Annotated in this window: 23 protein-coding genes and 1 pseudogene; 10 read left to right on the top strand and 14 right to left on the bottom strand. The window is 49.1% G+C overall.

The genetic code is table 11. From position 1 onward, the window contains the following. Position 1 precedes the first annotated feature (1 nt). The 4 genes from RCO25_RS16820 to RCO25_RS16805 form a co-directional block, all read right to left on the bottom strand. Positions 2-1,057, bottom strand: a complete 1,056-nt coding sequence (locus RCO25_RS16820) for an FUSC family protein (RefSeq protein WP_308997302.1) — start codon at positions 1,055-1,057, stop codon at positions 2-4. After that, on the bottom strand, positions 1,054-2,181 hold the full coding sequence (locus tag RCO25_RS16815) for a DNA alkylation repair protein (protein ID WP_308997301.1): 1,128 nt from the start codon (positions 2,179-2,181) through the stop codon (positions 1,054-1,056). The genes RCO25_RS16820 and RCO25_RS16815 overlap by 4 nt, the downstream gene beginning before the upstream one ends. Positions 2,182-2,510: 329 nt before the next feature. Continuing rightward, a complete protein-coding gene (locus RCO25_RS16810) occupies positions 2,511-3,278 on the bottom strand; it encodes a sporulation protein (protein ID WP_308997300.1) in 768 nt (255 codons plus the stop codon). Between the two features lie 71 nt (positions 3,279-3,349). Beyond that, positions 3,350-5,128 (bottom strand): ATP-binding protein, encoded by a 1,779-nt coding sequence (locus tag RCO25_RS16805; protein WP_308997299.1) that lies wholly within the window; start codon positions 5,126-5,128, stop codon positions 3,350-3,352. Between the two features lie 265 nt (positions 5,129-5,393). Here RCO25_RS16805 and mscL point away from each other — a divergent pair, with 265 nt between their 5' ends. Together mscL and RCO25_RS16795 are read left to right on the top strand one after the other, a co-directional pair. Beyond that, positions 5,394-5,852, top strand: coding sequence for a large-conductance mechanosensitive channel protein MscL (mscL, locus tag RCO25_RS16800; protein WP_308997298.1), 459 nt, complete (start codon positions 5,394-5,396; stop codon positions 5,850-5,852). Then, complete coding sequence (locus RCO25_RS16795) at positions 5,845-6,480, top strand: NUDIX hydrolase (RefSeq protein ID WP_308997297.1); 636 nt, start codon at positions 5,845-5,847, stop codon at positions 6,478-6,480. Before mscL ends, RCO25_RS16795 begins: the two co-directional genes overlap by 8 nt. A 126-nt stretch (positions 6,481-6,606) precedes the next feature. Here RCO25_RS16795 and RCO25_RS16790 read toward each other — a convergent pair whose 3' ends face one another. Together RCO25_RS16790 and RCO25_RS16785 are read right to left on the bottom strand one after the other, a co-directional pair. After that, positions 6,607-6,945 carry a hypothetical protein gene (locus RCO25_RS16790; RefSeq protein WP_308997296.1) on the bottom strand — a complete coding sequence of 113 codons (339 nt, stop codon included), beginning with the start codon at positions 6,943-6,945 and terminating at the stop codon, positions 6,607-6,609. Positions 6,946-7,126: 181 nt separating this feature from the next. Further along, positions 7,127-7,549 carry a hypothetical protein gene (locus tag RCO25_RS16785; protein WP_308997295.1) on the bottom strand — a complete coding sequence of 141 codons (423 nt, stop codon included), beginning with the start codon at positions 7,547-7,549 and terminating at the stop codon, positions 7,127-7,129. Between the two features lie 167 nt (positions 7,550-7,716). Between RCO25_RS16785 and RCO25_RS16780 the strand changes: the two genes are divergently transcribed. From RCO25_RS16780 to RCO25_RS16770, 3 genes are all read left to right on the top strand, one after another. Further along, positions 7,717-8,442 (top strand): hypothetical protein, encoded by a 726-nt coding sequence (locus tag RCO25_RS16780; protein ID WP_308997294.1) that lies wholly within the window; start codon positions 7,717-7,719, stop codon positions 8,440-8,442. Between the two features lie 124 nt (positions 8,443-8,566). Then, the gene (locus tag RCO25_RS16775) at positions 8,567-9,463 is read left to right on the top strand and encodes a manganese catalase family protein (RefSeq protein ID WP_308997293.1); all 897 of its coding nucleotides are present in this window, start codon (positions 8,567-8,569) and stop codon (positions 9,461-9,463) included. Positions 9,464-9,569: 106 nt separating this feature from the next. Further along, positions 9,570-10,247 carry a TraX family protein gene (locus RCO25_RS16770; protein WP_308997292.1) on the top strand — a complete coding sequence of 226 codons (678 nt, stop codon included), beginning with the start codon at positions 9,570-9,572 and terminating at the stop codon, positions 10,245-10,247. On the opposite strand, the gene RCO25_RS16765 is transcribed toward RCO25_RS16770, so the two are convergent. Beyond that, on the bottom strand, positions 10,242-11,135 hold the full coding sequence (locus tag RCO25_RS16765; protein WP_308997291.1) for a serine/threonine protein kinase: 894 nt from the start codon (positions 11,133-11,135) through the stop codon (positions 10,242-10,244). The genes RCO25_RS16770 and RCO25_RS16765 overlap by 6 nt on opposite strands. A gap of 200 nt (positions 11,136-11,335) precedes the next feature. On the opposite strand from RCO25_RS16765, the gene RCO25_RS16760 reads away from it, so the two are divergent. Together RCO25_RS16760 and RCO25_RS16755 are read left to right on the top strand one after the other, a co-directional pair. Further along, complete coding sequence (locus RCO25_RS16760) at positions 11,336-11,506, top strand: hypothetical protein (RefSeq protein WP_308997290.1); 171 nt, start codon at positions 11,336-11,338, stop codon at positions 11,504-11,506. 128 nt (positions 11,507-11,634) lie between these two features. Beyond that, positions 11,635-11,853: a hypothetical protein gene (locus RCO25_RS16755; RefSeq protein WP_308997289.1), complete on the top strand. Its 219-nt coding sequence runs from the start codon at positions 11,635-11,637 to the stop codon at positions 11,851-11,853. Positions 11,854-11,949: 96 nt separating this feature from the next. On the opposite strand, the gene RCO25_RS16750 is transcribed toward RCO25_RS16755, so the two are convergent. The 5 genes from RCO25_RS16750 to RCO25_RS16730 form a co-directional block, all read right to left on the bottom strand. Continuing rightward, complete coding sequence (locus RCO25_RS16750; protein ID WP_308997288.1) at positions 11,950-12,144, bottom strand: hypothetical protein; 195 nt, start codon at positions 12,142-12,144, stop codon at positions 11,950-11,952. Positions 12,145-12,414: 270 nt separating this feature from the next. Beyond that, positions 12,415-13,134, bottom strand: a complete 720-nt coding sequence (locus tag RCO25_RS16745; protein WP_308997287.1) for a response regulator transcription factor — start codon at positions 13,132-13,134, stop codon at positions 12,415-12,417. 102 nt (positions 13,135-13,236) lie between these two features. After that, the gene (locus RCO25_RS16740; RefSeq protein WP_308997378.1) at positions 13,237-17,100 is read right to left on the bottom strand and encodes a response regulator; all 3,864 of its coding nucleotides are present in this window, start codon (positions 17,098-17,100) and stop codon (positions 13,237-13,239) included. 176 nt (positions 17,101-17,276) lie between these two features. Further along, complete coding sequence (gene mgrA, locus RCO25_RS16735) at positions 17,277-18,272, bottom strand: L-glyceraldehyde 3-phosphate reductase (RefSeq protein WP_308997286.1); 996 nt, start codon at positions 18,270-18,272, stop codon at positions 17,277-17,279. A 109-nt stretch (positions 18,273-18,381) separates the two neighbouring features. Beyond that, positions 18,382-19,827 (bottom strand): HD-GYP domain-containing protein, encoded by a 1,446-nt coding sequence (locus tag RCO25_RS16730; RefSeq protein ID WP_308997285.1) that lies wholly within the window; start codon positions 19,825-19,827, stop codon positions 18,382-18,384. Positions 19,828-20,108: 281 nt separating this feature from the next. Between RCO25_RS16730 and RCO25_RS16725 the strand changes: the two genes are divergently transcribed. Together RCO25_RS16725 and RCO25_RS16720 are read left to right on the top strand one after the other, a co-directional pair. Beyond that, positions 20,109-21,266 (top strand): peptidylprolyl isomerase, encoded by a 1,158-nt coding sequence (locus tag RCO25_RS16725; RefSeq protein ID WP_308997284.1) that lies wholly within the window; start codon positions 20,109-20,111, stop codon positions 21,264-21,266. A 614-nt stretch (positions 21,267-21,880) separates the two neighbouring features. After that, complete coding sequence (locus tag RCO25_RS16720) at positions 21,881-22,753, top strand: aldose epimerase family protein (protein WP_308997283.1); 873 nt, start codon at positions 21,881-21,883, stop codon at positions 22,751-22,753. Positions 22,754-22,908: 155 nt separating this feature from the next. Here RCO25_RS16720 and deoC read toward each other — a convergent pair whose 3' ends face one another. Next, positions 22,909-23,598: a deoxyribose-phosphate aldolase gene (gene deoC / locus RCO25_RS16715; RefSeq protein ID WP_308997282.1), complete on the bottom strand. Its 690-nt coding sequence runs from the start codon at positions 23,596-23,598 to the stop codon at positions 22,909-22,911. Between the two features lie 275 nt (positions 23,599-23,873). Between deoC and RCO25_RS16710 the strand changes: the two are divergent. Beyond that, positions 23,874-24,701: pseudogene (locus RCO25_RS16710) on the top strand (purine-nucleoside phosphorylase). Between the two features lie 81 nt (positions 24,702-24,782). Here RCO25_RS16710 and RCO25_RS16705 read toward each other — a convergent pair. After that, positions 24,783-25,964 (bottom strand): MFS transporter, encoded by a 1,182-nt coding sequence (locus tag RCO25_RS16705; RefSeq protein ID WP_308997281.1) that lies wholly within the window; start codon positions 25,962-25,964, stop codon positions 24,783-24,785. Positions 25,965-26,097 lie beyond the last annotated feature (133 nt).

The following is a 26,097-nucleotide window of genomic DNA, read 5'->3' as shown; positions in this document are numbered from 1 at the left end:
CTTAGTCCTCCTCCGGTTCATCGTCGCCGCGTTTTGCGCTCTCTTCCCGCTGCTGCACTTGATCGAGCAGCTTCTCCAGGCGCCGCAGGTGGTAAGCATACTCGAATAATCCCGAGGCGACGAAGATGAGCCGCTTATGCTCATCCGGATCCTCCATGACATAGGCCGTGAGCTCTTTCACGAATCTGGCTTCACGTTCTTCCTCGGGCTCGATCAGCGCATTCGGCTTCATCTTATCCTCGGCCTTTAGCAGGATATGCTCGTGATACTTCGATAAATCCTCGATTTGCCGATCGAAACGAAGCGCCCACTCGCCTGCGCTCGGAGAAGCAAAATAATGCTCCTCTACCACATCGAGAAGATCCGCCCCTTTCTGCAGCGCCTTAATCATTTGCTTGGACACAAGAAGCTGCCGAGCATGGCTCGTCTTCGCCCTTGCAAGCACCTTCCGCTCCTCTTCGAAAACCGTATGGCGCTCCTCCAGCTTGCGCAGCGTTCCGTGAAGCTTGTCTTTCTCTTGCCGGAATACCTGCTCTTTCATTTCATTAGAGACCGCCGTACGAAGCAGCAGGGAAAGCTGAGTGTACGCTTGATGCACCTGCTCCGTAAATTGCCGCCTTGGACGCGGCGGAAAAACGAGCACGTTAACCAAAAATGACGAGCCAATGCCAGTCAAAACCATTAGAAATCTCTCGATGGCCATATCCCAGCCTTGCCCATTCGCTTCCATGATGGCAACGACAGTGACCAGCGTTAAACTGATCGTGCTCTCCATTTTCAGGCGGATGCTGATCATAATAACAAGAATACAAACGAGTCCTGCCGCTATCGGCGTATGTCCGAATAGCCGTACCGCGGCAAGCGCAATGACAGCGCCGAGCAGGTTGGTTTGCACCTGATCCGCTACGTTCTGCCATGACCGGTATATGGATGGCTGTATCGTGAAAATCGCCGCTACCGCAGTAATCAACGGAGATGCGAAGCCAAACAAGCTGCTCAGATAGATCGCTAACGCGACGGCCATCCCCGTTTTCAATACCCTTGCCCCTATTGTCATAACGGTTCAGCCTCCGTTACCCACAGGTCCGAAGCGGCTACCTCTCTTCCGTTCACCCACAGTGTCACGCGATGATGACCGCTATAATGCTTGCGCGTTGTTAAATCTGCGAATCGGTGAACGCGAATACTGGAAGCGGATGCTCCCCCGGCATATTCGCGATCCGAAAGCAGAAAACGCTTCAGCGACGTTTTGCCGCCGGACTTCACGAATGCAATGCCATATTCGATCCGAAGCTTGGCCGGTTCGCCCTCACGCAGCTGCACGCGGTAATGCAAACTCACCTCGCCGCCAATCGCTACCGTACTCGGAGCTACCTCAAGCGCTGCAGCAGCTACGAGCGGACGCGCAGTCTCCTCCGCAGGCTCATGCTTTGCATACCCGAACAAAGCCATGATCTGCGGAACGGATTGTTTAATCAACGTGCGGCAGCCGTGCCTCACGATCCAATCCGTTCGGGCATCCTCACCGATCCACGCCGTAGCAAGCGCAATGACAAGATCTGGATGATCCTTCGCGATATCATTCAAATTGTTCGCTACGCTCTTGCGTACATAGAGTGATTCATCCCGCTTCAGCTTCTCCAAAATCGGCACGATCGGCGTTGAATCCCGTTTGAACAGGGGCAGCGCCTGCGCCCAAGGGAGACGTGGCCTTATCCCTTCGCTTGCAAGCCGCCTTACATGCTCATTCGGATGGTCTGTCCATGCGAGCATTTGCCGAACCATTCGCTCCGGATCGTTCAAAATAAACGCCCTTATGGCAAACTCAGCGGTTGAGCGCTCGGTAAACCGTTCAAGCGCAGCCAATGAACGCTCCCAATGCTGCCGCTCCATCCCGAATACTTCTACAAAGTCCGAAAAAAATATGTAGGGAAGCCCCGTGCATTTTTCATCTATCTGATAGAGCACGGCAAGCGCATCGCCGTAATCCTGAGGTAAAGCAGCACCCAGCGCTTCCGTAATTTTGCGGGCTCGCGCCTTTAGTTCGAGCTGCTCCCAGCTCCCGTCCCTTACCTGCATAACGAATCGATCTTCGTCAAACGGTCTCCACGCCGTCTTCACCAAAGCAGCAAATTGTTCTAGAAATAAGCCGTCATACATGGCTTTTAGCGGTTCTGCCAACGTAAATCCCCTCCTACAGCTATTATACCGAAAAACCGAAGCCGTTTACTCTTTCTCTACTTTTAACCGCAAACGTAACGGCTGACGCGTCGTGCTTGACAGCTTAAGCTCGTTCCGCGGTGAAATATAGGCATCGTATAAGGTTAAATTTTATACTTTCTTTTACAAGCGTAAACGGCTGTCGCCGTCCTCTGAGGCAAAAGCAGTCGTTTCGCGGAGATATATAAGCACATTTATATGTGAAAACATATAAATTCTTAATATTAAAAAAAAAGCTCGGGAACACTCCCGCAGGCGTGCTTCCGAGCTATTTCTATTTATTCAGCCGATTAAGCATAACGCGCGATGATGTCGGAAAGCTGATGTGCGATTGCATTCGGTCCTGCTGCCAGCTGCTCGTTCGTAAAGCGGGTGCGGACAAATGACTCATCCATATCCATTGCCTCTGCAAAAAAGCTGGACAACCCGCGTGCGCGCCGGTCAATCTGAAGCACCAGCTCCAGCTCGCGGTCCGATGGGTAAAACATCACTTCCAGCTCGTCAAGCTGCCCGCGGAACTGTGTTGTCGGCACAAACTCCAGCTCCTGGATAAAAGGCATTCTGCCGCCCAGGCGCGAAGAGTATTCGCATTCAGCCTTGCGTAAGCGGAAGCCCAGCAAATCGAGAGCCTCAAGCACCACATTCATTGGAGCCGTCGGAATGACATCAATGCGGTCATTATCGCCAGGATCCACGCCGCCGCGAACGTCCAGCTCCGTCTTCACCCATACAGGCGCGCGTCCGATAGTGAGCGGAGTCTGATGAGGCAGCTGGAACGAGAACGGTACCTCGCGTTTTTCGTTTGGCTGCAGCGTGAACGGAGCACTTACATGAAAACGGCCAACCTCGCCATGCTGCGTTATTTTGCTGTCATTGCTCTCGCGAATATATTCTGTCATAACCGATAGCTGGATGGCTTCAATCTTCTGCTCTACATTGCCGCCCTGAATTTTCACGATTCCCCGAACCTCTTCACCCGGTGAATAACGAGGCTTCTCCAGCAGCGTATCAATCTTTGCGGAACCAATACCGATACTTGCCAAAAAACGATTGAACATCAAAACGCCTCCACTCAAATAATGATGTTTCCAAACTCTAAAGCATATTACGATGCCTTCAAAAATAGGTTTCAATTCTCATTTGCTGTTTTGGCTGATGGCGCGTCGGCTTGTTCCTTGTACGGCAATTGGATGATAAAGGTCGTTCCGATTCCCGTTTTGCTTTCAGCCGTGATTTTTCCTTGATGATTGTCGATAATCTTGTAGGTGACCATTAAACCGAGGCCCGTTCCTTTATCCTTTGTCGTATAGAAAGGCTGGCCAATTTTTGAAAGCTGCTCCTCGGGTATGCCTGAGCCTTGATCCTTAATCCGTATCAGTACGCCCAGTTCTTCATCGTGAGACATATTAATGGTGACAACACCGCCGTTTTGCATCGCTTCAATGGCATTTTTGAGTACATTTATAAACACTTGCTTTAATTGATTCTCTACGCCCACCACCCATAAGGGGCGGTAATCCGAATGAAACTCGATAATGACGCCATGCAGTATGGCCTGCGTTTCCAGCAGATTTACCGTATCCGCCATAATCTGGCGCGAGTCCTTATGAACAAATTCATAAATTTGCGGCTTAGAGAGCATCAGCAGTTCGCTGACGATGGATTCGATGCGCACGAGCTCGGATTTCATAATTTCGTAAAAGTTATTGCTGTTTCCCCGCCCCGAAGTAATGAGCTGCAAGAAGCCTTTCAGCGAGGTAAGCGGGTTTCGAATTTCATGCGCGATGCCCGCAGCTAATTGGCCTGCTACATATAACTTCTCTGAATTAATAAGCAGCTCCTCATTCTTCTTTCGCTCGGAGATATCCCGAATAATGACTTGCTCGATCTGTTTTCCCGAAAAGGTTGAGCTTGCCCTTACCATTTCCGTGTGCACCCGCGTACCCTGCATGGACAACCATTGCAGTTCAATCGGCTTCGTGGGCGCATCCTCACCATCTTTCCCCGCTGCAAGCCAAGCGGCCATCTCGCTGTGGTACCGCTCATCGAGCAAGTTGTAGACGCTGTTGCCAATGATTTCGTTCTCGGACTTCACCTCGAACATGCGCAGTCCTGCACGGTTCATAAATTCCCAATTCCCATCGCTGATTAAGGCGATCGTATCCATGGAGTTCTCGACAAGAAGCTTATACCGCTCGTCGATTTGGCTGTATTTATTGGCTGCCAGCCAGGTTGTAAGACTGAAGCTAAGAATAATCAAAGTAGACAGTCCAAGCAAAAAAGCAAGAAGCAGCAAATACTCGTTTAATAGATCGGTCGATAAGATATCCTTATATTCAATTTTCAGCGCGTGCATGCCAATCTGATGGATCGCCATGTTAGACAGGCCAAGCGACAGGCAGCTTTTAAACTTATACCAAGGCGACTTGGAGTCCAGCCAGTAAAAGGCCAGATAAGCGCCCGCAAAGCCGACTCCAAAGGATAACCAATAGAGCAGCCAATTCATTTTTAATGTGATCACAGATTCGGATAGCATCGATATGTATTGAAGCATCGTAGCCCCAAGCGCCATTAGCAGGGAACTGAATAGGTACCGCCCACGCGAGAGTTCCTGGTTTTTTAATACAACCAAGGACGAATAGACGATAACCGCGCATACGACCAAAACAAGCAGCATAGTCCAGTCCATAACCATTCTATAATCTGAGGCCAGCAAGGATACGACATGCATTGTCCATAGGCCAAGACCGAATACGGAGGCTCCGCCAATGATCCAATTGAACCCGTATGAGCGCTCTTTTGGCTGCAGCTGCTCAATCATATTCAGCATCGTATAGGAGGCAAAGCACATAATGATGATCGATAAAATGATATAATAGGGGTTGCCAGTTATGATCGGATCAGCCATAGGACTCCTCGAATACCGATAAATTTAATTCCAAATATTAAATTCGACAATTATCCTAAAAACCCTCTGTTTCTTCGCGAAATTATGCAGTTTTTTGTCAGAAAACCAGAGATAGTTTCTCTTCTCCCCATCTTCGGCTATTATGAAAGGATGGCTGTCTTAGAAACGGGCAATACTAGAGAGATAGCCGTATGCTAGCTTACTAGTTTTGCTTATACTATTCTTAGCTAGGAATGCCTTATTTACACTTGTAGGAGGAAACGCAATGAAGATCGTCAAGGAATTTAAAGAGTTTGCAATGAAAGGCAATGTCATCGACCTAGCGGTCGGGGTTATCATCGGGGGCGCGTTCGGCAAAATCGTTACTTCGCTCGTCAACGATATTATCATGCCGCCGATTGGACGAATTTTGGGTGAAGTTGATTTTAAGGATTTAAAGCTTACTCTCGTGGATACAAGCAATATGACTCCCGTAGACGCAGCCGCGGCACCCGCCATTGCGTACGGCCAATTTATTAATGTCATGCTGGACTTTTTAATCGTAGCCTTTTGTATTTTTCTACTTATCAAAGTGATCAATGTTCTTCGCCGCAACGAGAAGAAAGAAGCGCCGCCGGTCGAAGTAACCGAAAAGGATTGTCCATACTGCTTGTCCAAGATTCCCCTAAAAGCTACCCGCTGCAAACACTGCACATCCCAGCTTGAGGCAGCTGCCCATGGCTGAGGAGCTGTTCGACATTTATGACGAGCAGCTTCGGCCTCTGGGTACCGCAACACGCGCGGAGACGCATTCTCGCGGCTATTGGCATCGCACCTTCCATTGCTGGCTCACACGGCGCGAGGGAAACCGCAGGTTCGTGCGGTTTCAGCTTCGTCAAGCCAGCAAGGATACGAATCCCGGCTGCTATGATATAACGGCTGCCGGCCATTTGTCCGCAGGAGAAACCATCCGCGAAGCTATACGCGAGCTGGAAGAAGAGCTTGGCGTAGCCGCCTCGTTCGAGCAGCTCATTCCGCTGGGGCAAATTCGCGAGGATGCGAGCGGCGAGGTAAACGGAATGCCGTTTATCGACCGGGAGGTCAGCGACGTTTTTGGCCTCGTGTGCGATGTGCCTTTGTCAGAATTGAAGCTGCAGCCTGAAGAAGTGGCCGGCGTTTACGAGGCAGATCTGGATGAGCTGATTGCCTTGTTTGAAGGCTCTTTATCCGAGGTGGCTGCCCGTGGCGTTGAGCTTGGCGATTCGGACGAGCCGCTGACGGCTGTGCAGCGCACTGTTCAGGCGAAACAATTCGTCCCACGTGAATTTTCTTATTATGCGAGCGTACTTCGGGCGTTGCGCGGTTGTACCTAACCCGTGCTTCGCCTTCTGCGGCTTGCCCGCGCATTCCCCATGCTCGCTCCCAATTGGTGTACCACTGGTCAATTAGTCCATGGATATTATAAAACTCCGTATGCCGCGGCGCGAGATCAAAGTCATTCAGCTCCGGCTGATTGTAAAGGCGTGCCCCCATCTCATGAAAGCAGCCATGCAGATTGGTCTCGATAAAGCTTCCCAGCTGATCCGCCGATGTAAACGACTGCGGATTGAACTGCACCCTTTGTTCAGCCCCGAAATCGTAGCAAGCGGAACGACGAATGCCTTCAGGCACCTGGGTCCATCCTGCAATCCATCTTCGGTCATACCCCATTGAATCATACCAGCGGTACACCCGGTTGATATAATCGCGGTGAAATCGCAAGAAACGTTCTCCGTAGCCAGGCGGCGGCACTGTCCCGGGTACAAGATGATAGGTATGATGCCAATCACGATGTTCATTTAATAAAGCCTGCGGAAAATTAGGTATTTGCGGCAATTCGTTCCCTCCTTGCTTGTTCGTTCCTCTCGGTTCTCCCTTCATTATCGTATGCGACCATCGCTATCCCTGTGATTTCCCATCCTTTCAGAGCGGCAAAAAAGGACTGCCCTGTAGATCAGGCAGCCCTCTTTAGAAAAAAAATTAAAACAAGAAATTGCGGCGGCATTCATCTTGTGCACGTTTGACACAGATATCAAACGTAACCGTTACATCATGATTTCTGCCAAATGCGCAGCAAATTCTTACGCAATCTTTGTCACGCGAACAGAAGAAGCAAACCACATGGCATTTGCAGTCAAGCAAGCTTTGAACGGCTTTTGCGTCACGACAACGAATCGCTCTTACAAGCTTCTCTGCTTTATGCTCATCTTTCAACTGCTTGAAAATATCGCTTAGCTCTTTTCCTGCATCTTGCATGGCTTCGACTGCCGGATCAACCCTGCGGCCGCAGCCACAGCTTTTGTGATCCTCTTTACATTTACAATTAGAAGATATACGGGCACGACTAGTCGTTTTGCGAATAGCTTTAACATTGCTAGCTTTCAATTTTGAATATGCAGACATTACTATTCCCCCTCCCTTTCGAACATACTCTATTCTATGCATTTGAAAGAGAGTCGCATGGACGAGTGGCACCCGCCAAACGTTGAAATTCTGCATTTTCGATTGTTGTATGTCTCTCTCCCCTCCTGCATACCTATATGACATACCATTCGAATGGAGGTTTTTGCTTGGCGGAAAATTTGATGAGCATGGGCAATATCGGCAATATGGGCAATGTGCCAAACGTTGGCGGCATGGGCAGTATGCCGAATATGGGCAATGCGCCAAACGTGGGCGGCATGGGCAGCATGCCGAATATGGGCCATATGCAGAACGTGGGCGGCATGGGCAACATGCCGAATATGGGCCATATGCAGAACGTGGGCGGCATGGGCAGCATGCCGAATATGGGACATATGCAGAACGTTGGCGGCATGGGCAGCATGCCGAATATGGAGCATATGCAAAACGTGGGCGGCATGGGCAGCATGCCGAATATGGGGCATATGCAGAACGTGGGCGGCATGGGCAGCATGCCGAATATGGAGCATATGCAAAACATGGGCGGCATGGGCAGTATGCCGAATATGGGACATAAGGGCGGTATGCCGAGTAAGGTGGCAGGGATGGAGAAAACTAATCCCGTCGTTTATGAAGCAGAGCCGAAGCATACAGCGATGGTGAAGGAAGTGCGGGACCGCGTCATGGGCATGTGCGGCGGCCACATGCATAAGCATGTTTGCGTCCAAACGGTTGATGGCCATATCTACGAGGGAACGATCGTGCATATCGATCATTGTATCTTGTATTTGCAATGTACGATGCGCGACCCCCGTGCCTTTATGAATCCCTATGCTGCCGTTCTTCCGCTCGTCCTTTATGAGCTGCTCGTCATCACCCTGCTCAATACTTAAGCCAAGCAGCAGGTTGGTTTATTCGACAATAGGTTGTCCCTTTTGACATTGACGGTCTATGACTGCGAAAGCTGTCATAGATATGCATAAAATGAATCGTCAATGAAATGAGGTGAGCAAGCTTATGATTGAACGAATAAACAGGCTTCAGGTAGAGCTCCCGCCATCCCCTTATGCGGATGCGAATGCCGCGGCAGCGGTGCAGGAGCTGCTCGGAGGTAAGTTTGGCGAGATGTCCACATTAAACAACTATATGTACCAATCCTTTAATTTTCGGGAGAAAAAGAAGCTCAAGCCTTTTTATGACCTGGTATCAAGCATAACCGCCGAGGAGTTTGGCCATGTCGAGCTCGTTTCCACTGCGATAAACATGGTGCTGACTGGCACCACCAGTCCCGGTGATCCCAATTCGGCACCGCTGAAGGAGGGCGTAAATAAGCGCAATAGCTACTTTTTTATCCAAACCGCTCAAACCTCGCTGCCTGGCGATTCCATGGGCCGTGCATGGACGGGGGATAATGTATTCAGCAGCGGCAATCTGGTGCTCGACCTTCTGCATAATTTTTTCTTGGAATGCGGCGCGAGAACACATAAGATGCGTGTTTACGAGATGACTGACCATCCCACTGCCCGTGCTATGATTGGTTATTTGCTTGTCCGGGGCGGGGTCCATGTGCTTGCTTATGCCAAAGCTCTGGAAATCGCGACTGGCGTTGATGTAAAGAAGCTTATCCCCATACCCGATCTCAGCAACAATAGCTTTGAGACAGCACGTAAATTTGAAGCGATGGGACTCGGCAACAAGCTTTATACGTTCAGCCAAAATGATTATAAGGATATCGTGCTCATTTGGAATGGCCAAAATCCGCTCACAGGTGCTCCGCTCGAGGTTATTCAAGGTGCGCCGCAGGGTGCGCCGATGCCTGATCTGAGCGAGCTGCCAGAGGAATTTGCGCCGGGTATCTCGCAGGAGGATTTCATGCAAATTGCGCGTCGGCTGCAGAAAAATGCCGGCCTCTAGATCAAACCGAACAACGAAGGCCTCCTAACTCGCGTAAAGCGGCTTGGAGGTCTTCCTGCTCCTACTCTCTCGTATTCCTATGCTATACTGGATGAAAAACGAGAGAATGAAGGTGACCAAGCTGCAATTTCTGGCTATGTTAACGATGCTTATTGATCATATCGGTCTCATATGGTTTCCTGAAAACCTTGCATGGAGGGTTATTGGGCGGCTCGCACTGCCGTTTTACGCTTTCACGATGGTGCTCGGCTATTTCCGTACGAGTGATATTCATCGTTATTTGAAGAGGACCGCCGGGATCGCCATTCTGTCCCAGCTCCCTTACCAATTTGCTTTTCAACGACTGGAAGTCAATACGGTAGGCTCATTATTCGTCTGCTTGCTGCTTCTGCATCTGCTCGATAAATGGAACGGCAAGCCTATCCTTCAAGTGCTATTAGCTGCCGGCTTTGCCGGGGCGCTCGAGGTTCTTCCTTTCAGCTACGGCGCTTATGTCGTAATGCTCGTTCTCATTTATCGCTACGCTCAAACGCAGTGGTTTACCTTGTTTCACTTTTCGGTGAACGTGGTAAGCTTTTTTATAAAGGGCTGGTTCATTCAAATCTTTAGCTTGTTCGCTACCCTATTACTCGTATATTGGCCTGATTTTATGCGCGGTGCCGACAAAATTAAGGTTCCTCGCCTCGTATGGCGCAGCTTTTACCCGCTTCATCTTGCCATTATCGCTATCGTCTATTATGTCACGAGCAATCAGAGCTTTAAAGAAATCATTCGCGCTTTATAAGGGATTAGAGGTTTCCTCTAGTGAAACCAAAAGCTGCTGCAGCTCCTGCGAGCAGCTCTTCGCGGATGCCCAGCCCGGTTCGCTGCGTTGAAGCAGCCTGCTCACGAATTGCTTCACGGCATGCGGAAGCTCCAACTCCTCTTGCCAGCTGCGTTCCGCCTGTCCTTCATCATATTCAAAGCCTGCATACATCATGAATAGAAAAAGATGCCCCAGGCCGTATAAGTCGCTGGCCGGATCAGGCCTGCGCATACGCTGCTTGGCGCCTGCCCAGCTCATGTCTGACGCATAGTCCTTTGAATCATGGAATGACTCAGGTTCTTTTAACCCCATGCGCAGCGCTTCTGGAAGCTGCTCGCCAATGCGGCAGGAAAGCCCAAAATCAATCAGATACAAGCGTTGTCCATCGTCTACCACGTTAGGGATGCGAACGTCCCGATGTACGAACCCCGCTTGATGGAGATGCTCCAGAGGCTGCAATAGCTCCATTAGGATGCTTAACGACTCTTGTACTGAATAAAGGCGGCCTTCTTCTATTTTCTGCTCCAAATTTTCACCTGCAACGAGTTCCATGAGAAGCGCTTCGTCTTTGCCTTGCTTTTCATACCGGATCCACCTCGGAATCTGCGGATGGTTCAGCTCCATCAGAATACTGCTTTCCCGCTCCAGCAACTGTCTCCCGATATCTTTTTTACTTGGCAGATTGCGTTTGAGCAGCACCTTATTACCCATTAAAATATCCATGCATGCATAGGTTTGACCATAGCTGCCCATCCCGATAAAGCGTTCAATACGGTACCGTTTCATCCATATCACGCCGACACGAAGCGGAAAATCCTGCCAATGCTTAATAGTTTCCTTATATTTTAAAGAAATGAAAGACCACATGATGCTTCTCCTCCAGCTGCCGCGTGCCCTCCATAGGCGGATAAATCCTGTGGAAGGTTCAGCGAATTAGAAACTTTAACGACAAAAATTCGTACAATTACTTATATGAAAGCGTACGCTCTCTCAGCCCGTTTGTTCCATAAAAGCGTATATGCGCATTTTAGCCAAATTTCGACAAAACCATTAAAGGGGGCATCATTATGATAAGACATTTGCTCAAGCGTTTATTCTATTCACTCATGGGACGCAAGCATCACAGCCGTCGTCATTATAGCAGCAGTGACTATAACAACGGGCATTATCGCCCGCATAACCGTCCGCACCGCGGACATGGCTATTACAAGAAAAAGTACAGCAGCTACTCCAGCTAACGAGTGCAGTAAATGTCGAATATGTTAGAAATGTGTAAGTAAAATAAACAAAATCCTGACGGCAGTTTCATAAGAGGCTAAAAGGTTTACGTTAGAATAGGGGTAATCGATCGGAGGTGTTATAGGAAATGATGAAAATCGTTACCTTCAAAAGTCGTTCCGTCCCTGTGTACTATCCTAACGAACAATCCGCATCCATAGAACTGCTTAATCATAAATTGTACGAATTGGAATTGGACTTTGATTTCCGCAAAAAATGGAGAAGAATCAAATCCGTTGAAATGGTGCGCGATGTGGCTATTTTCCAATATAACGACGGCACAAAGCTTTATCTTGAAGTATGTTAGAACCTGTTAGAGAAAAGACCTGAAGGCACATCACCCGTGCCCTGTCAGGTCTTTTATATTTTATCCAATAAAAAAAATACCCTGTCAGCTCGCATACTACCAGGGCATCTTATCCGTTCGCTGCTTGACACCTGCCCCTCGCAGCCAGCTAAGCGTAGACAATGCCACTGTCGAATCGTAGATGCCATAGCTTTCCGTAATCTCCAGCTCATAATCCTTAAGCGCATTCAGTACCGTCTGAGAAAAGGTCGCATCCTGCAATTGCAGCGATGAAACATTAATCGACATCATTAAGCTGTTTAGTCCGTATTTTCATATTCGTAAGCATCTTGCGTGCTTCACGAAGTACCCATTCTCCAATCGGAACGATTAGACCGTTATGCTCGGCAATAGGTATACATTTATTAGATAAATTAGAGAGATATATTTAGGTAAATGTTAGATATTTTAATAACCTTTATAATAAACCTTACATTCCATCCTGCTTGCCCCCGATAATCATAAAAAAAAGAACCACTCCGCGTCAGCAAAGTGGTTCTCAGCAATATTTATCATGTGCAATTAAGTTTGGCTCCTGCTCGTGTGCTGAGCCGTATACTTGTAGCCAAATCCCCAAACCGTTCGAATGAGCCTAGGCTCCTTCGGATTCTGTTCAATCTTCTTCCGAAGGTTAACAATATGTACATCGATGGCACGGTCTGTCACGAAGGAATCAAAGCCGCGAATCGTATTTATAAGTTCTTCCCTGCTGAACACTTTCCCCGGATGAGCAAGAAACAGCTTCATTAGCTCATACTCCGAGAAGGTAGTTTCGACCAACTGGCCGCGAACAAGCAATAGGCGTCTCTCAAAATCAAGTTGGATCGGATCGCCGTCTTCGACCGCTGCAGCAACCTGCTGCGTCGTCTCTGTCTGCATCGAGTTCGAACGGCGGATCAACGCTTCTACCCTAGCTGTCATTTCATGCATACTAAACGGCTTACACATGTAATCATCAGCTCCAGCTTTCAACGCCTGAACCCGCTCCGATACTTCACTCTTCATCGACAGAATCATAATCGGTACATTTGAGCGTTTTCGAATGAGTGCGCAAACTTCCATGCCGTCTAAGTCGGGTAAAATCAAATCGAGCAGCACCAAATCAGGATTAAAATCGGTTGTGAGCCTCAATCCTTCGTCTGCTCTGTAAGCCTGCATGACGGAATAGCCTTCTTCTGATAAATACATAGACAGCATATCACTCATCATGACGTCATCTTCAATAACTAAAACTTTATACATTGTCGTCACCCTTTTTGAGGATAGAAGATTTCTGTCGAATATTTATTGTATCTCTACTATACAATACCGATATTAAAGGGACAACAATTTGTTAGAATATTGTTAGGAGTTATTGTCGAATACTTCCTTAGCTTGTCGAAGTCCATCCACCAGCTGCTTTAACATGGCTTCCAGCTGAAGAATAGCAGCTTGCAGGCTCTCCGTTTCGAGCACCGGCAGTTTCACGATACGCTCTACCTCGCAAGCAGCCTCTAACAATTCATGAGCTGACAAGTACCCGGCGGCCCCCTTCAGCGTATGAGCCATTCTTTTGACCACGGTTAGCTCCGATTGTTTGACCATCATGCGAAGCTGATCCGCAAACGAATCATAATCGAACACAAACTGCTCCATCATATGAAGCAAGATTGGCAGCTTTCCATTTACCCTTGCAAGCGCGCTCTTTATATCCATGCCCGGAATGGTCGGAAGCGCGCTCTCGCTAACTGCTTCCTGCGTCCGAGAATGCTTCGTTTCTGCTTGAAGCTCTTGTCCCGCGGCAGGCTTAGAGATAAGCTTGCAGCCCTCCTTGAGCCAATAAGATATAACCGTGTGCAAGCGTTCAGAGGAGATCGGCTTCGTTACGACATCATTCATACCCAGCTTCAAATAGCGCCCGTGATCATTGCGAAGCACATTTGCGGTAACGGCAATGATCGGAATATCATCATATTTGGCATGGCTTCGAATAAGACGAACCGCTTCGGAGCCGTCCATTACAGGCATATGAATATCCATTAGAATGAGATCCCAGTGCTCTGCAACGAGCTTTTTCAGCACCTCTTCGCCGTTCTCCGCAAGCCCTACCTCGTAGCCCTGCTCCTTCAAGATCTCAATGGCGACAAGCTGGTTGATTCTATTGTCTTCCGCCAGCAGTATCCTTGTATTGACTCCGTTTTGCTGCACCGGCAGAAGCGGAGCCGTTCGCTCTTGCTCATCCGCGTCAGCCCCTTTATGCTCCAGCACGCTTTCTATCGCGCGCAGCATAGCCGTTCTCATAATTGGCTTAATCAACAGCGTTACCGGTCTTTGTTCGGCAGAAAGCTGCATCATCTCATCGCGCCCATAAGAGGTTGTCATCGCAATGGTTTTCACACCGGCCGACTCCGCGTCGCGATGGAACTCGAGCCAGGTTTCCGCGCCGTACATATCCGGCATTTCCATGTCCAGAACAATCAGCTTCGGCAAAGCCCCTGCCCCAATGCGGCGAAGGCGTTCTCTTGCTATTTTCCAAGAATGAAAGGGAATGGGAGTCAGGCCGTAGGATTCAATAATATCGCTCCAATGCCTGCGCATTTCGTTATCATCCTCGACAATCCACACAGGCTGCTCCTGAAATTCCTGTTTAATCTGCCAGCGCGTCTCCTCGTACTTATGAATAACAGTGAACGGCAGCGTAAAGTGAAATTGGCTTCCCACATACGCTTCGCTCGCTACCTCAAGCTGGCCGCCCATCAGCTCCACCAGCGATTGGGAGATCACTAGACCAAGCCCCGTACCGCCGAACTTTCTCGTAGTTGACCCATCCGCTTGCGTGAAGGGTTTAAATAACTTATCTACCTGCTCCGGCTTCATGCCGATGCCCGTATCCGAGACCATGAAACGAAGGCTAATTCCGTTATCTGATTCCTCCGCCACCTCAAGCTGCAGCCTTACTCTTCCGCGGTTCGTAAATTTGATCGCATTCATGCAGAGATTCAGGAGCACCTGCTCCAGACGCATCGCATCGCCAATAATGGTCTGCTGCAAAGACTCCGGCGTATCAACAATGAATTCGAATTGCTCCTTGCCGCCCATAAATACGCTTAATTGATCCGTTATGCGATGCAGCAGCTCTTCCGGCTGAAATGGCAGCCGTTCGATATCGACCTTACCCGCCTCGATTTTGGAAAAATCCAATATGTCATTAATTAGCCGCAGCAGCGTCTCCGAAGACGTGTGCATCTTGTCCATGTAATCCTTCTGCGATGCGGAAAGACCGGTTTTGCGCATCAATTGCGTTAAGCCGATTATGCCATTGAGCGGGGTACGAATCTCATGGCTCATCAGCGCCAGGAACCGGCTCTTCGCCTGATTCGCCTCCTCCGCTTCCAGCGTGGCGCGGACGAGCTCCTCTTGCACCATTTTTTGCTCAGATATATCACGGGCTATGCAGGAGAAAAACAACTCGCCTGTATCTTCATCATTATGCGCAACGACAACCATAGACACATGCAGCGGCTCGCCGTTTGTCTTCAGCAGCTGGGCTCCACTTTCCCAATACCCAAACTCTCTGGCCAGGGCCGCACCCTTCACGAGCTCCGCGTACATTTCCGGTTCGGAATGCTGCTCCACCGAATGCACCCGACCCGAAGTGTTAAGCAGGCCCAGCATCTCTCTCCCAGCGCGGTTCATATAAACAAGCTTGCCAGCCGAGCTCACCGAAGCAATTAAATCCTTGGCTGATTCCACAATGTCAAGCAAGCGATTGCGTGCCTTCTCCACATGCTTGCGATCCGAAATATCCAGCACCATGCCGACGACGCCCGAGAAGCGGCCGTTGCGGTCACGCAAGCCGTTGGAGCTGTGCAGCGTCGGAATGCGCGTACCGTCTTTATGGATAAAGGTCCATTCCCGCTCATACGAGAAGCTCTCGCTGCGAAGCTCCTTGAATACCTCAAGGCCAGGCTGAACCTCCCTTCCCAGCTTGAGCGACAGCTTCTCAGCTTCCAACCGGATCTCATCCAAATCCATAAACAAGAGCGGAGTAGCGACTCCTACCAGTTCCTCGGTCTTATAGCCCAGCATCTCTTCTGCCGTTTTATTGAGATAAGACACTTTGTACTGGTCGTCCAGCACGATAAAAGCATATTGATTTTGATTAATTATCGCCTCAAGCCGGTCGAACATCTCCTGTAAATGCTCCATCATGCCGTTTACGGAATGGCCGAGCTGTCCGATCTCATCATGCGGTTCAACCTCGAGATGCTCCGCCTCGAAACGCCCTGCCGCCGCCTGCTCCGTAACCAACAGAATGCGCTCAAGACGTTTAACGATACGCTCGAAATAGAGAAAGAAAAAGATTACGATAATCGCCTCGGAAACAGCAATTGTACTAAATATGCGCCAAAAGATCGGCCTTATCTTTTCTTGAAACTTTGACGCCGGCTCCTGCAGCGCAAAGCGCCAAGGCGTATCGCTAACCTTCGTATAGAAAACAGAGAAAGGCTTATTCTCTATGGTGATGTTGGATACTCCCTGATAGACATTCAGCATATCTTTCGCGATAGGCTGCATGGGAGACTGCTTGTCGAATAAGCTCACAACTTTCATATCTTCACATGCAGAGCAATAAATGATCCCGCCCTCATCATTAAACAAGCGGATAATCGAATTCTCCCCCTCAAACTCTATAAACGGCCGAAGCGTTGAAAATACGATAGAGGCATAAACGATCCCTTTGAGCTCATTCGTTGCGCCATACACAGGCACTAAAATAAGAGATTGCCTCGTAGTAGAGAATGAAGGCATGAAGGGATCCGTAATAACAACCTTTCCCGAGGCTGCCTCATTGAAAAAAGATTCCCCGCTCATGTCTCTTTGCGGGCCGTCCGTTCGCAAGCCAAGGCCCGTCTCGCTATCAATATAGCCAATGGCATGGTAAGTGAAGCCTCCCCGCACGAGCTCCCGTCCAAAATAATGAAGACGCTCCTCATCCGTTCCGAACCGGACAACTTCCGTACGACTCATGACCACAACCTCCGCCTTGCGGATCGCCATCCACGAGGCCAGATTATTGGCACGGTTGTCTTGTTTGCTGCTTGTCTTCTCGATCTCCGACTGCAGCATGGCTTTCTTGACTACGGAATAGTTCCCTACACCGGCAAGCAGCAGCGGGATCAAAGAAATGAGCACAATTAGAACTAAGCCTTTTGTCCGCAACGACATTTTTTTCAAGCTGCTTACCCCTTCCACTGTGCGTTTCCGCAGCTGTCGAACTTTGACACTATTATACCTCGTTTTTCTATTATTTGGAGCAAAAAAAACGCTAGAGCCTGCCTTCCGCATAACTGCGTAAGGCTGCTCTAGCGCTTCATTATTTTGGGTTTCGAATGGACTTGCTTCTATTCTGCCGAAAGGATCGATTCGATGCGGCTAAGCTCTTCACCGCTGAAATCAAGACGGCTCAAAGCAGCTACATTGTCATCAATTTGCTCCACGCGGCTTGCGCCGATCAGCGCCGATGTTACGCTTCCGCCCCGCAGTACCCATGCAAGAGACATTTGAGCAAGCGATTGCCCGCGTTCCTCGGCAAGGTTATTCAGCTGCTTGATTTTTTCCAGCTTGCTATCCGTAATTTGATCCGCCTTCAGAAATACGCTTGGTCCTCCCGCGCGTGAATCAGCAGGGACGCCGTTCAAATACCGGTTAGTCAGAAGGCCTCCGGCAAGCGGAGAAAATACGATTGAGCCGATCCCCTCTTCATCAAGCACATCCTGTAGGCCATTCTCGATCCATCGGTTAAACATGGAGTAGGATGGCTGGTGAATGAGGAACGGCGTGCCAAGCTTCTTCAAGATGGCTGCTGCTTGGGCTGTCTGCTCTGCGCTGTAATTCGAAACGCCGACATACAGCGCCTTCCCGCTCCGTACGATATGGTCGAGTGCGCCCATGGTTTCTTCAAGCGGCGTTTCTGCATCCGGTCGGTGGTGATAAAAAATATCGACGTAGTCCAGGTTCATCCGCTTCAGGCTTTGATCAAGGCTTGCGATCAGGTATTTACGCGAGCCATAGTCTCCATATGGACCTTCCCACATGTGGTAGCCTGCTTTTGTTGAAATAATAAGTTCATCGCGGTGTGCCGCAAAATCCTGTTTTAAAATCTGGCCGAAGGTTTCCTCCGCCGAGCCTGGAGGCGGTCCGTAGTTATTGGCTAAATCGAAATGGGTAATACCTAAGTCAAAGGCACGGCGCACCATGGCCCGTCCATTCTCAAGGCGGTCAACGCCGCCGAAATTATGCCACAGCCCTAGGGAAATAGCTGGCAGCTTCAAGCCGCTTCGTCCGACGCGATTGTACTTCATGCTCTCATACCGATTATTAGCCGCTAAATAAGTCATGATCGAGTTCCCCCAAGCCTTTATTTAGATACGCTTATTCCATGCTTGCAATAAAATGAGCGTATTCCCTGTCTATTGTACTGCTCCAGCTCATAAAATGGAAATCCTGCTACCTTCCGAGCTTCCTATACAGCTTCAAATGCGGGCTGTTTCTGATCGTTTCCTCAAAGAACACGGGCTGCTCCCGGACAAGCCGCTCCCATGCGCTCACGCAATGAGGGTCAAAATGCCGTCCGCTTTCCTTGACGATAATTTCCATTGCCGCTTCATGCGTCATGGCCTTGCGGTAAGAACGCGATGAGGTCAGCGCATCATAGACATCCGCTACAGCCGTCACCCTAGCGAGCAGCGGGATCTGCTCCCCTGCCAACTGATCCGGATAGCCGCTGCCGTCCCATTTCTCGTGATGGGAACGGATAACAGAAAGCTCCTCCGGCATAAAACCCAGCCTTTTGCACAGATCGTATCCCGATACGGGATGAACCTCAATAATCTTTCGTTCCTCCGGCGACAGCTTGCCCGGCTTGTTCAGAATCGTATCCGGTATTCGCAGCTTGCCGACGTCATGGACAAGCCCGCCCTGCGCGATGGCCCTGAGGTCCGCGGAGGTCAAGGAAAGCTCCTCTCCGAGCTTGAGCGCGTATAGGGCAACCCGGTAATTATGACCTGCCGTATACGAATCACGCGCTTCCGTTGTCATGACCAATTCGCGTACGCTGGTGGACATATACGTATTGATCCAGTCGCGCGGATTGGCGCGAAACATAAGCTTAACGGACGAGGTGATGGATTTGGAGCTGACATATTGATATACGATTCCGGCAACCATAACAATGACGGATGCGAGCAGCAGGAAATGATACAGCCACCAGCTTATATTCCAAGTCACGCCGCTGACGATAATGATCTGTGCGACAATCATCCAGCCCGCGCTATAAACGATTGCCAACTGTAAAGGAAAACGTGAAGATAAATAAGTCATTAAATAACGGTATATTGTCCACCCGTTCAGGCTCATGATGAATAATGAAGCCGTCCACTTCATCGGTAATTCCTTCATTTGAAAATAAAGAATCACATCCGGATTGAACCATAGAAAGGCGCAAAACCCAAACAGTAAAAGCGTCCATATCGGAAGGAGCAGCCTCTGCCACTCGGAAAACCATTTAATCAATGGCAGGTCTACAGAAAGGGAAGACAGCCACAGCCATATGACAGCAAGCAAAATGCTAAGCTGTGCCGCACTGCCGGCTATATTGGGATGATGCATCAAAAAACCAGGAGTCGATAAGCCGTGAAAAACAAACATGGCCGTGAGCGATACATAAGATAACGATAGAAAACTAATCTTAATATTACGAAGCTGTATCGCAACAAAACCGACTGCTATGGCAAGAGCAAGCGAGAGCAATGAAACGAGACTGACGATGTAAAAATGCTCATGCGGCGCATTAATGCTTTTATCGAACTCCGTGCCCCGCACTAGAAGATAACCAGCGAGCGGAATAAGCATCGATACCGCAAAACGTGTGAATACCCCCGTATTTTTACGCAAAATGCTTCCTCCTACATCTTAGTTAAGAATAGTAAATATACCGCCCATGGGGGTGTAAAAGGATTTGAGTCATCTAAAAGCAATCTCGAATTATGTAGGATAATGTTGGATTATTTCATACCCCTATCATATCATCCCTCCCGCTTCGTATAAATAGTGAGTTTATAAGGGAATGAATAATTATGCGTTCGACAAATTATATTTTTATTTTAGATTAAGGTTTTTTCATGTATGTTTTGTTATAGTAATTGAAGATAGGCAAAACGAAGGGAGTTTATGGAATGAATAACAAGGAATCGCAGCCAAACAAAGACGCAGATAACGAATTGACTGCGAAAGAAGAGCGTTACACATTCGATGAAAGTAAAGAGCAGGACAAGCTTTCAGAGCAAGATGCTGCAATCGAAGAGGAGCTTCAACAAGAATCGAACGATGAGCATGCAGAAGCAGCAAACGATGAAATTCGCGCAACGGCTTTAAGCGCGGAAAGCGTTAACCAATCACCAAAAGGCGGAAGCGGCAAAGTATGGGCGATCGTATCGGCCGTATTAGCTATTTTGCTAATTATCGTATTAATTAAGCCACCGTTCGGGGGCGCCGGCAACGAAACGGTTGCAACCGTAAATGGTGTCAACATAACGCAAGACAGACTTTATGATGAGCTCGTAACTGCTGGCGGACCGGCTACGCTTGAGAACATCATCACGCAAGAGCTTATTGCACAGGAAGCAAAAGCAGCGAGCATTGAAGTTACCGATGCAGACATCGATTCCGAAATCGATCTGATTAAGAAGAGCTTCGGTACGGAAGAGGAGTTCACTGCAACGCTTGCTCAATACAATATGACGCTTGAAAGCTTGAAGAAGGATACAAAAATCAACCTGACGATTCGCAAAATTTTGGAGCCAAGAACGGACGTAACGGACGAAGAGGTTCAACAATACTATGATGCAAACAAGGATACGCTCGGAACGCCTGAGCAAATTCAAGCATCGCATATTTTGGTAGCTACCAAAGAAGAAGCGGACGCTATTCTTGCTGAGCTGAAGCAAGGCGGCGACTTCGCGGCGATCGCAAAAGAGAAATCCACTGACACCGGTTCAAAAGAAAAAGGCGGCGATCTTGGCTTCTTCGGCAAAGGCGCTATGGTTGCTGAGTTCGAATCGGCTGCATTCGCGCTGAAAGTGAATGAAATCAGCGGCGTTGTTCAATCCGAGCACGGCTTCCACATTATTAAGAAAATAGCGGAGAAAGCTGCTGTCGTTCCAACCTTCGAAGAGAAGAAAGAAGAAATCAAAAAGCAGCTTATTGCTACGGAAGCTAATGAGCTGTCCGAGGCTTGGATGACTGAAATTCGCGCTAAAGCGAAAATCACGAATACATTGACTCCAGAGGCATCTGCTGACCCAGCGGCAACAGAAGCTCCAGCAGCAGAATAACCATAATAAATTCTGTGAATCAAGCATAAACGGCTGTAGCCGTCTTTTGTCGGCAAAAGCTCGTTTCGCGGAGATATATAAGCAGATTTATTAGTAAAAACTTATAAAGTCTTATATATTGAAAAAGGACAGCGCGACGCAGGCGATAAATTCCCTGCTGGACGCTGTCCCTTTCTTTTACCGCAGCAGAAAAAAGCCCCCGTCACCCGGAGGGAGGGGCTTGGGGGACCTTTAACTTTAGCTTCAGCAGTGCAGGCCGTCATCATCTATTGTTCGTTAGGTTTGCTTCGATAGCTGCATAAGAATAGATCAGTTTGGCATGTTGGCTATTGTGTTCATTAGCTCGGCTGTTGTAGAAGCTCTACTTGCACTGCCTGCTTTCTCTGAAGTTAATATATAATATTCCACTCTTCCAATTTGGAGTAGATGATTGTTTTACTAGATTTGACCATTTTGAAACCTGCATAAAACGTATGTTTAATGGACGGACTATTGGCCGGGAGGGCGGTTTGACTCTGTAGGCGGTAATCGGTTGATAATAAGTGCAGTTAGGCGATTTGAGAATATGTTATGATGGGGCAATATGACATTCACCTATTATTGGAGGGAATTACGTGAGCAACCATGAAGTTCGCAGCTATGAGGATACCTTTACTTTGTATGAATTGATCGAGGAGAATACGCAGTCCCGCGTAATCGTATGTCCGGAGAGAGGCGGCATTGTGATCGGATGCCAGCTGCATGGGCTTGAGCTCTTCTATTTGGACAAGGCAACCTTTGAGCACAAAACTGCAAATATCCGGGGCGGAAATCCGATATTGTTCCCGATATGCGGACAGCTTGAGGAGCAATCCTACGAGTGGAACGGCCAAACCTACAGCATGGCTAACCACGGCGTCGCACGTACTGCCGTATGGGATGTTGTCAGCACTAATGCTGACGGAGAAGCATCGATTACGATTCGCCTGCAAAGCAATGAAGATACGCTGCGCACTTACCCTTTTGCATTCGAGCTGCTATTTACCTATGTGCTGCAGAATGGAGAACTTCATACACGCCAAACCTACCGCAATCGAAGCGAAGCTGCGGCGATGCCTTTTTATGCTGGCTTCCATCCTTACTTTGCGATCGATTCGGACAAGAAGATCGCCTACGAGATCGATGCGACCCGCTATATCGATTATAACGATAATGTCGAGAAACCATTTGATGGCGTCATCGATTTGGAAGGGCTTGTCGAATCCGTCTGTTTGCTTGATGCGAAGAAAGGCGAAATTTCTTTCCCCGTTGTACAAGGCGCTCGCGTGCGCTTGACTTATGATGACATTTTCAAATATATGGTGCTATGGTCGGTTAAGGACCGTCCCTTCGTGTGCGTTGAGCCCTGGATGGCGATGACGGGAGAGCTTAACCGCAAAGAGGAACTTGTTATGCTAAATGCCGGTGAAGAGCTGCATGCCAATCTTACGATCAGCTGCGAGCGCTAATTAGCCTAGATACAAGCGTAAACGGCTGTCGCCGTCCTCTGTGGCAAAAGCTGTCGTTGCGCGGAGCTATAATTGAAAAAGAGGGACTCCCCGCTTGCCAGTGATCTAATGATCTAACCCTGGCGAACGATGGAGTCCCTTTTTTAAGTATAATCTTAGTACCCTTCCCCTTGACCGCCTGTCACGATGGCAATACCCGAGCTTGCTCCGATTCGCGTTGCACCCGCCGCGAACATTTGCAGCGCCGTTTCACGGTCGCGCACGCCGCCGGATGCCTTAACGCCGATATCAGGGCCTACCGTACGGCGCATCAGTGCAATATCCTCTACCGTTGCTCCGCCTTTGCCAAATCCCGTTGAAGTCTTCACGAAGTCGGCGCCTGCCTTCTTGCAAATCTCGCATGCCGTAACCTTCTCCTCATCCGTGAGGAGCCCTGTTTCAAGAATGACTTTAAGCACGGCTTGTCCTTTCACTGCCGCGGCAACGCCCTCTACATCACGCTGCACACCATCCAAGTCGCCCGATTTCAGCAAACCGATGTTCAATACCATATCGACTTCCGTCGCTCCGTCTTCGATGGCAAAATTAGCTTCCGCGGCTTTGGATGCTGTCGTAGTCGCTCCAAGCGGGAAACCGACTACGGTTGTAATACCAACCCCGGAACCCTTCAATTCTGCAGCTGCTGCCGCTACCCAGCCTGCGTTCACGCAAACCGTTGCGAAATGATATTGTTTAGCTTCGCGGCAAATTTGCAAAACCTCATCCTTCGTTGCGTCTGCCTTAAGTATCGTATGATCGATCATCGCCGCAATTTCCGCTGGCGAGTAAGTTGTACTGTCGCTCATTATTTATTCCTCCGCTTCATCTTAGTGCTTTCCTATACTCCGGTAATGGCGCAGCCGAAGCGCGTCGTCTCCGTCCTATTCAATAGGTTAAACGAGTACGCAGGTTACGTTTCATTATACGAAGCTTTGTACAAAACAACAACGCCCGGTGATAGCTGCCGTTAGTTTACTTTTGCAAGTTCGATACGCTATGATTGTTATGCTCATCGTACAGCTGCGGCCTAAGTGCCCTGCCTTTCGCTGTGCTTGAACAAACCTTAGGAGGTCATCCATCCATGGAAAACATGCTTAGCAAAATAAATGAAGCTGCGGCTTATATACGCGACCAGCTGCAAAGTCAGCCTCAAATCGGTCTTATTCTTGGCTCTGGTCTTGGCGTTATGGCCGATGAGGTTATCGAATCGATCGTGATCCCTTATGAGCAAATTCCCCACTTTCCGGTTTCCACGGTAGAAGGCCATTCCGGCGAGCTCGTTATCGGGCAGTTGGAAGGTAAAACGGTGCTGGTCATGAAAGGGCGTTTTCATTATTATGAAGGCTACTCCATGAAAGAGGTTGTGTTCCCTGTCTATGTCATGAAGCAGCTCGGCATTCAGACACTGCTTGTAACGAACGCCGCCGGCGGCATGAACCGCTCGTTCGCCGCAGGCGATCTGATGCTGATAACCGACCATATTAACAACACGGGCAGCAACCCGTTAATGGGAGCCAACATCCCTGAGCTCGGCCCCCGCTTCCCGGACATGTCGCAAGCCTACAACCGCGAGCTTCGTGCCATCGTGGCAAGCAAAGCAGAAGAGCTGGACATCAAGCTGCAGCAAGGTGTCTACGTCAGTATTTCGGGTCCTACCTACTGTACACCGGCCGAGCTTTCGATGATGGCAGGCTGAGGGGCGGATGCTGTCGGCATGTCAACGGCTCCTGAAGTCATCGCGGCTAATTACACAGGCATTCGCGTAGTCGGCATTACTTGCATTACCGACATGGCGATCGGCGACGAGTTAGAGCCGCTTACGCATGAACAAGTCGTGCGCGTAGCTGAGCAAGCAAGACCAAAATTCATTGCCCTTGTGAAAGCATCGGTAGGCGCATTCCGCGTGTAAAAGTTAGAAATCACCTTAAGCTGTCCAAAAGTCGATGACTTTCGGGCAGCTTCCTTAGCAGTTCATCTCCCTCCGCTCCGTTCACCCGATGCCAGGCTGCGTCTTTAGTTTTCTCTCGTACATGAAATATACGACCAGGTAGAAGATGAAAAACACGCTGGATACCAAATACATGGTTGCGTAATTGCTCCATGTTGCAACTAATCCAAGCAGCATTGCGCCGCTGCCTATTCCAATATCGAAGGCATTGTAGAAGGTCGCTGTCGCCACCCCTCTGCGCTGCGGCTCTACACGGTCAATTACCCATGCCTGCAAGCCTGGAAAAATGGCTCCAAAGCCCGCCCCGTAAAATACGGCCGCAAGCAGCAGCATCCCAGTAGATTTGGTCATGTAGAGAATCACGCAGCCCACGATGCAAAATACCGCCGCAGGAAAGAGAACCCAAAACCGTCCTTTTGTATCAAAGATCCGTCCGCTCACAAATCGGATAAGAAACTCGCTGAGGGCCAGCACCAAGAAGAAAAATCCGATGTTTTGCACGCCAGTCTCTTTGCCGAACAGTGTTATGAAGCTGATTACCCCTCCAAGTGATAATCCTACAAGCAGCCCGAGCAGTGACGGCATCAGCGCTTTCGGCTCTACAAACCTCAGCATGAGAGGCGTATTGGCCTCTGCAGCCGCCTTTATCTCTGCCCGCTCCGCTCGCGTATCTCCCTTTACGAACGCGGTGAAGACAAGGGCCAGCAGCAGGATACAAGCGCCGACAACAAACAACGCAGTGAAGCCGAATTCCTCCATCAGCCAAATGCCGAGGAAGGGCCCCAAAGAGATAGCTACGGCGTTGCCTGTTCCGAAGAATCCCATGCCCTCGCCCCTTCTGGAGGCAGGTATAATGTCTGAGGCAACCGTGCCGTACAGCGTTGTCGAAATGCCGAAGCCTACGCCGTGTACGATGCGAAGCATCAGCATCATCGTAATCGTAACCGCAGCGTAATAGCTGGCTGTTCCGATTAAGCAGATCGCAACCCCAACGAGGAGCAGCAGCTTTTTGCCGAATTTATCGGAAGCCATTCCGACAAACGGACGCAGCAATACTGCCGAGAAAGTAAATAAGCCAATGATAAGTCCGATCTGGGCGTCGGTTCCGCCTTTGTTTGCCGCAAACATAGGCAGCGTAGGCAGCAGCATTTCCAGCGATAAGAATAAAAATAAATTAGATAAGATCAACAAAACAAACGGTTTAGTCCATAACGTTTCCTTCACAGTTGGTTTCCTCTCGTGCTGCCATCGGCTGCGCGTATTTTTTTATTCACTATCGTTAATATACATTCTAAAAATGCCGATTTATACTATAGGTACTTTGAACTGGCTTATTAGAAATTTTGGAATCGAGGTC

This window comes from Paenibacillus sp. LHD-38 (genome assembly GCF_031157315.1).
Classification (GTDB): Bacteria; Bacillota; Bacilli; order Paenibacillales; family Paenibacillaceae; genus Pristimantibacillus.
This window is presented reverse-complemented; position numbering and strand designations above follow the sequence as displayed.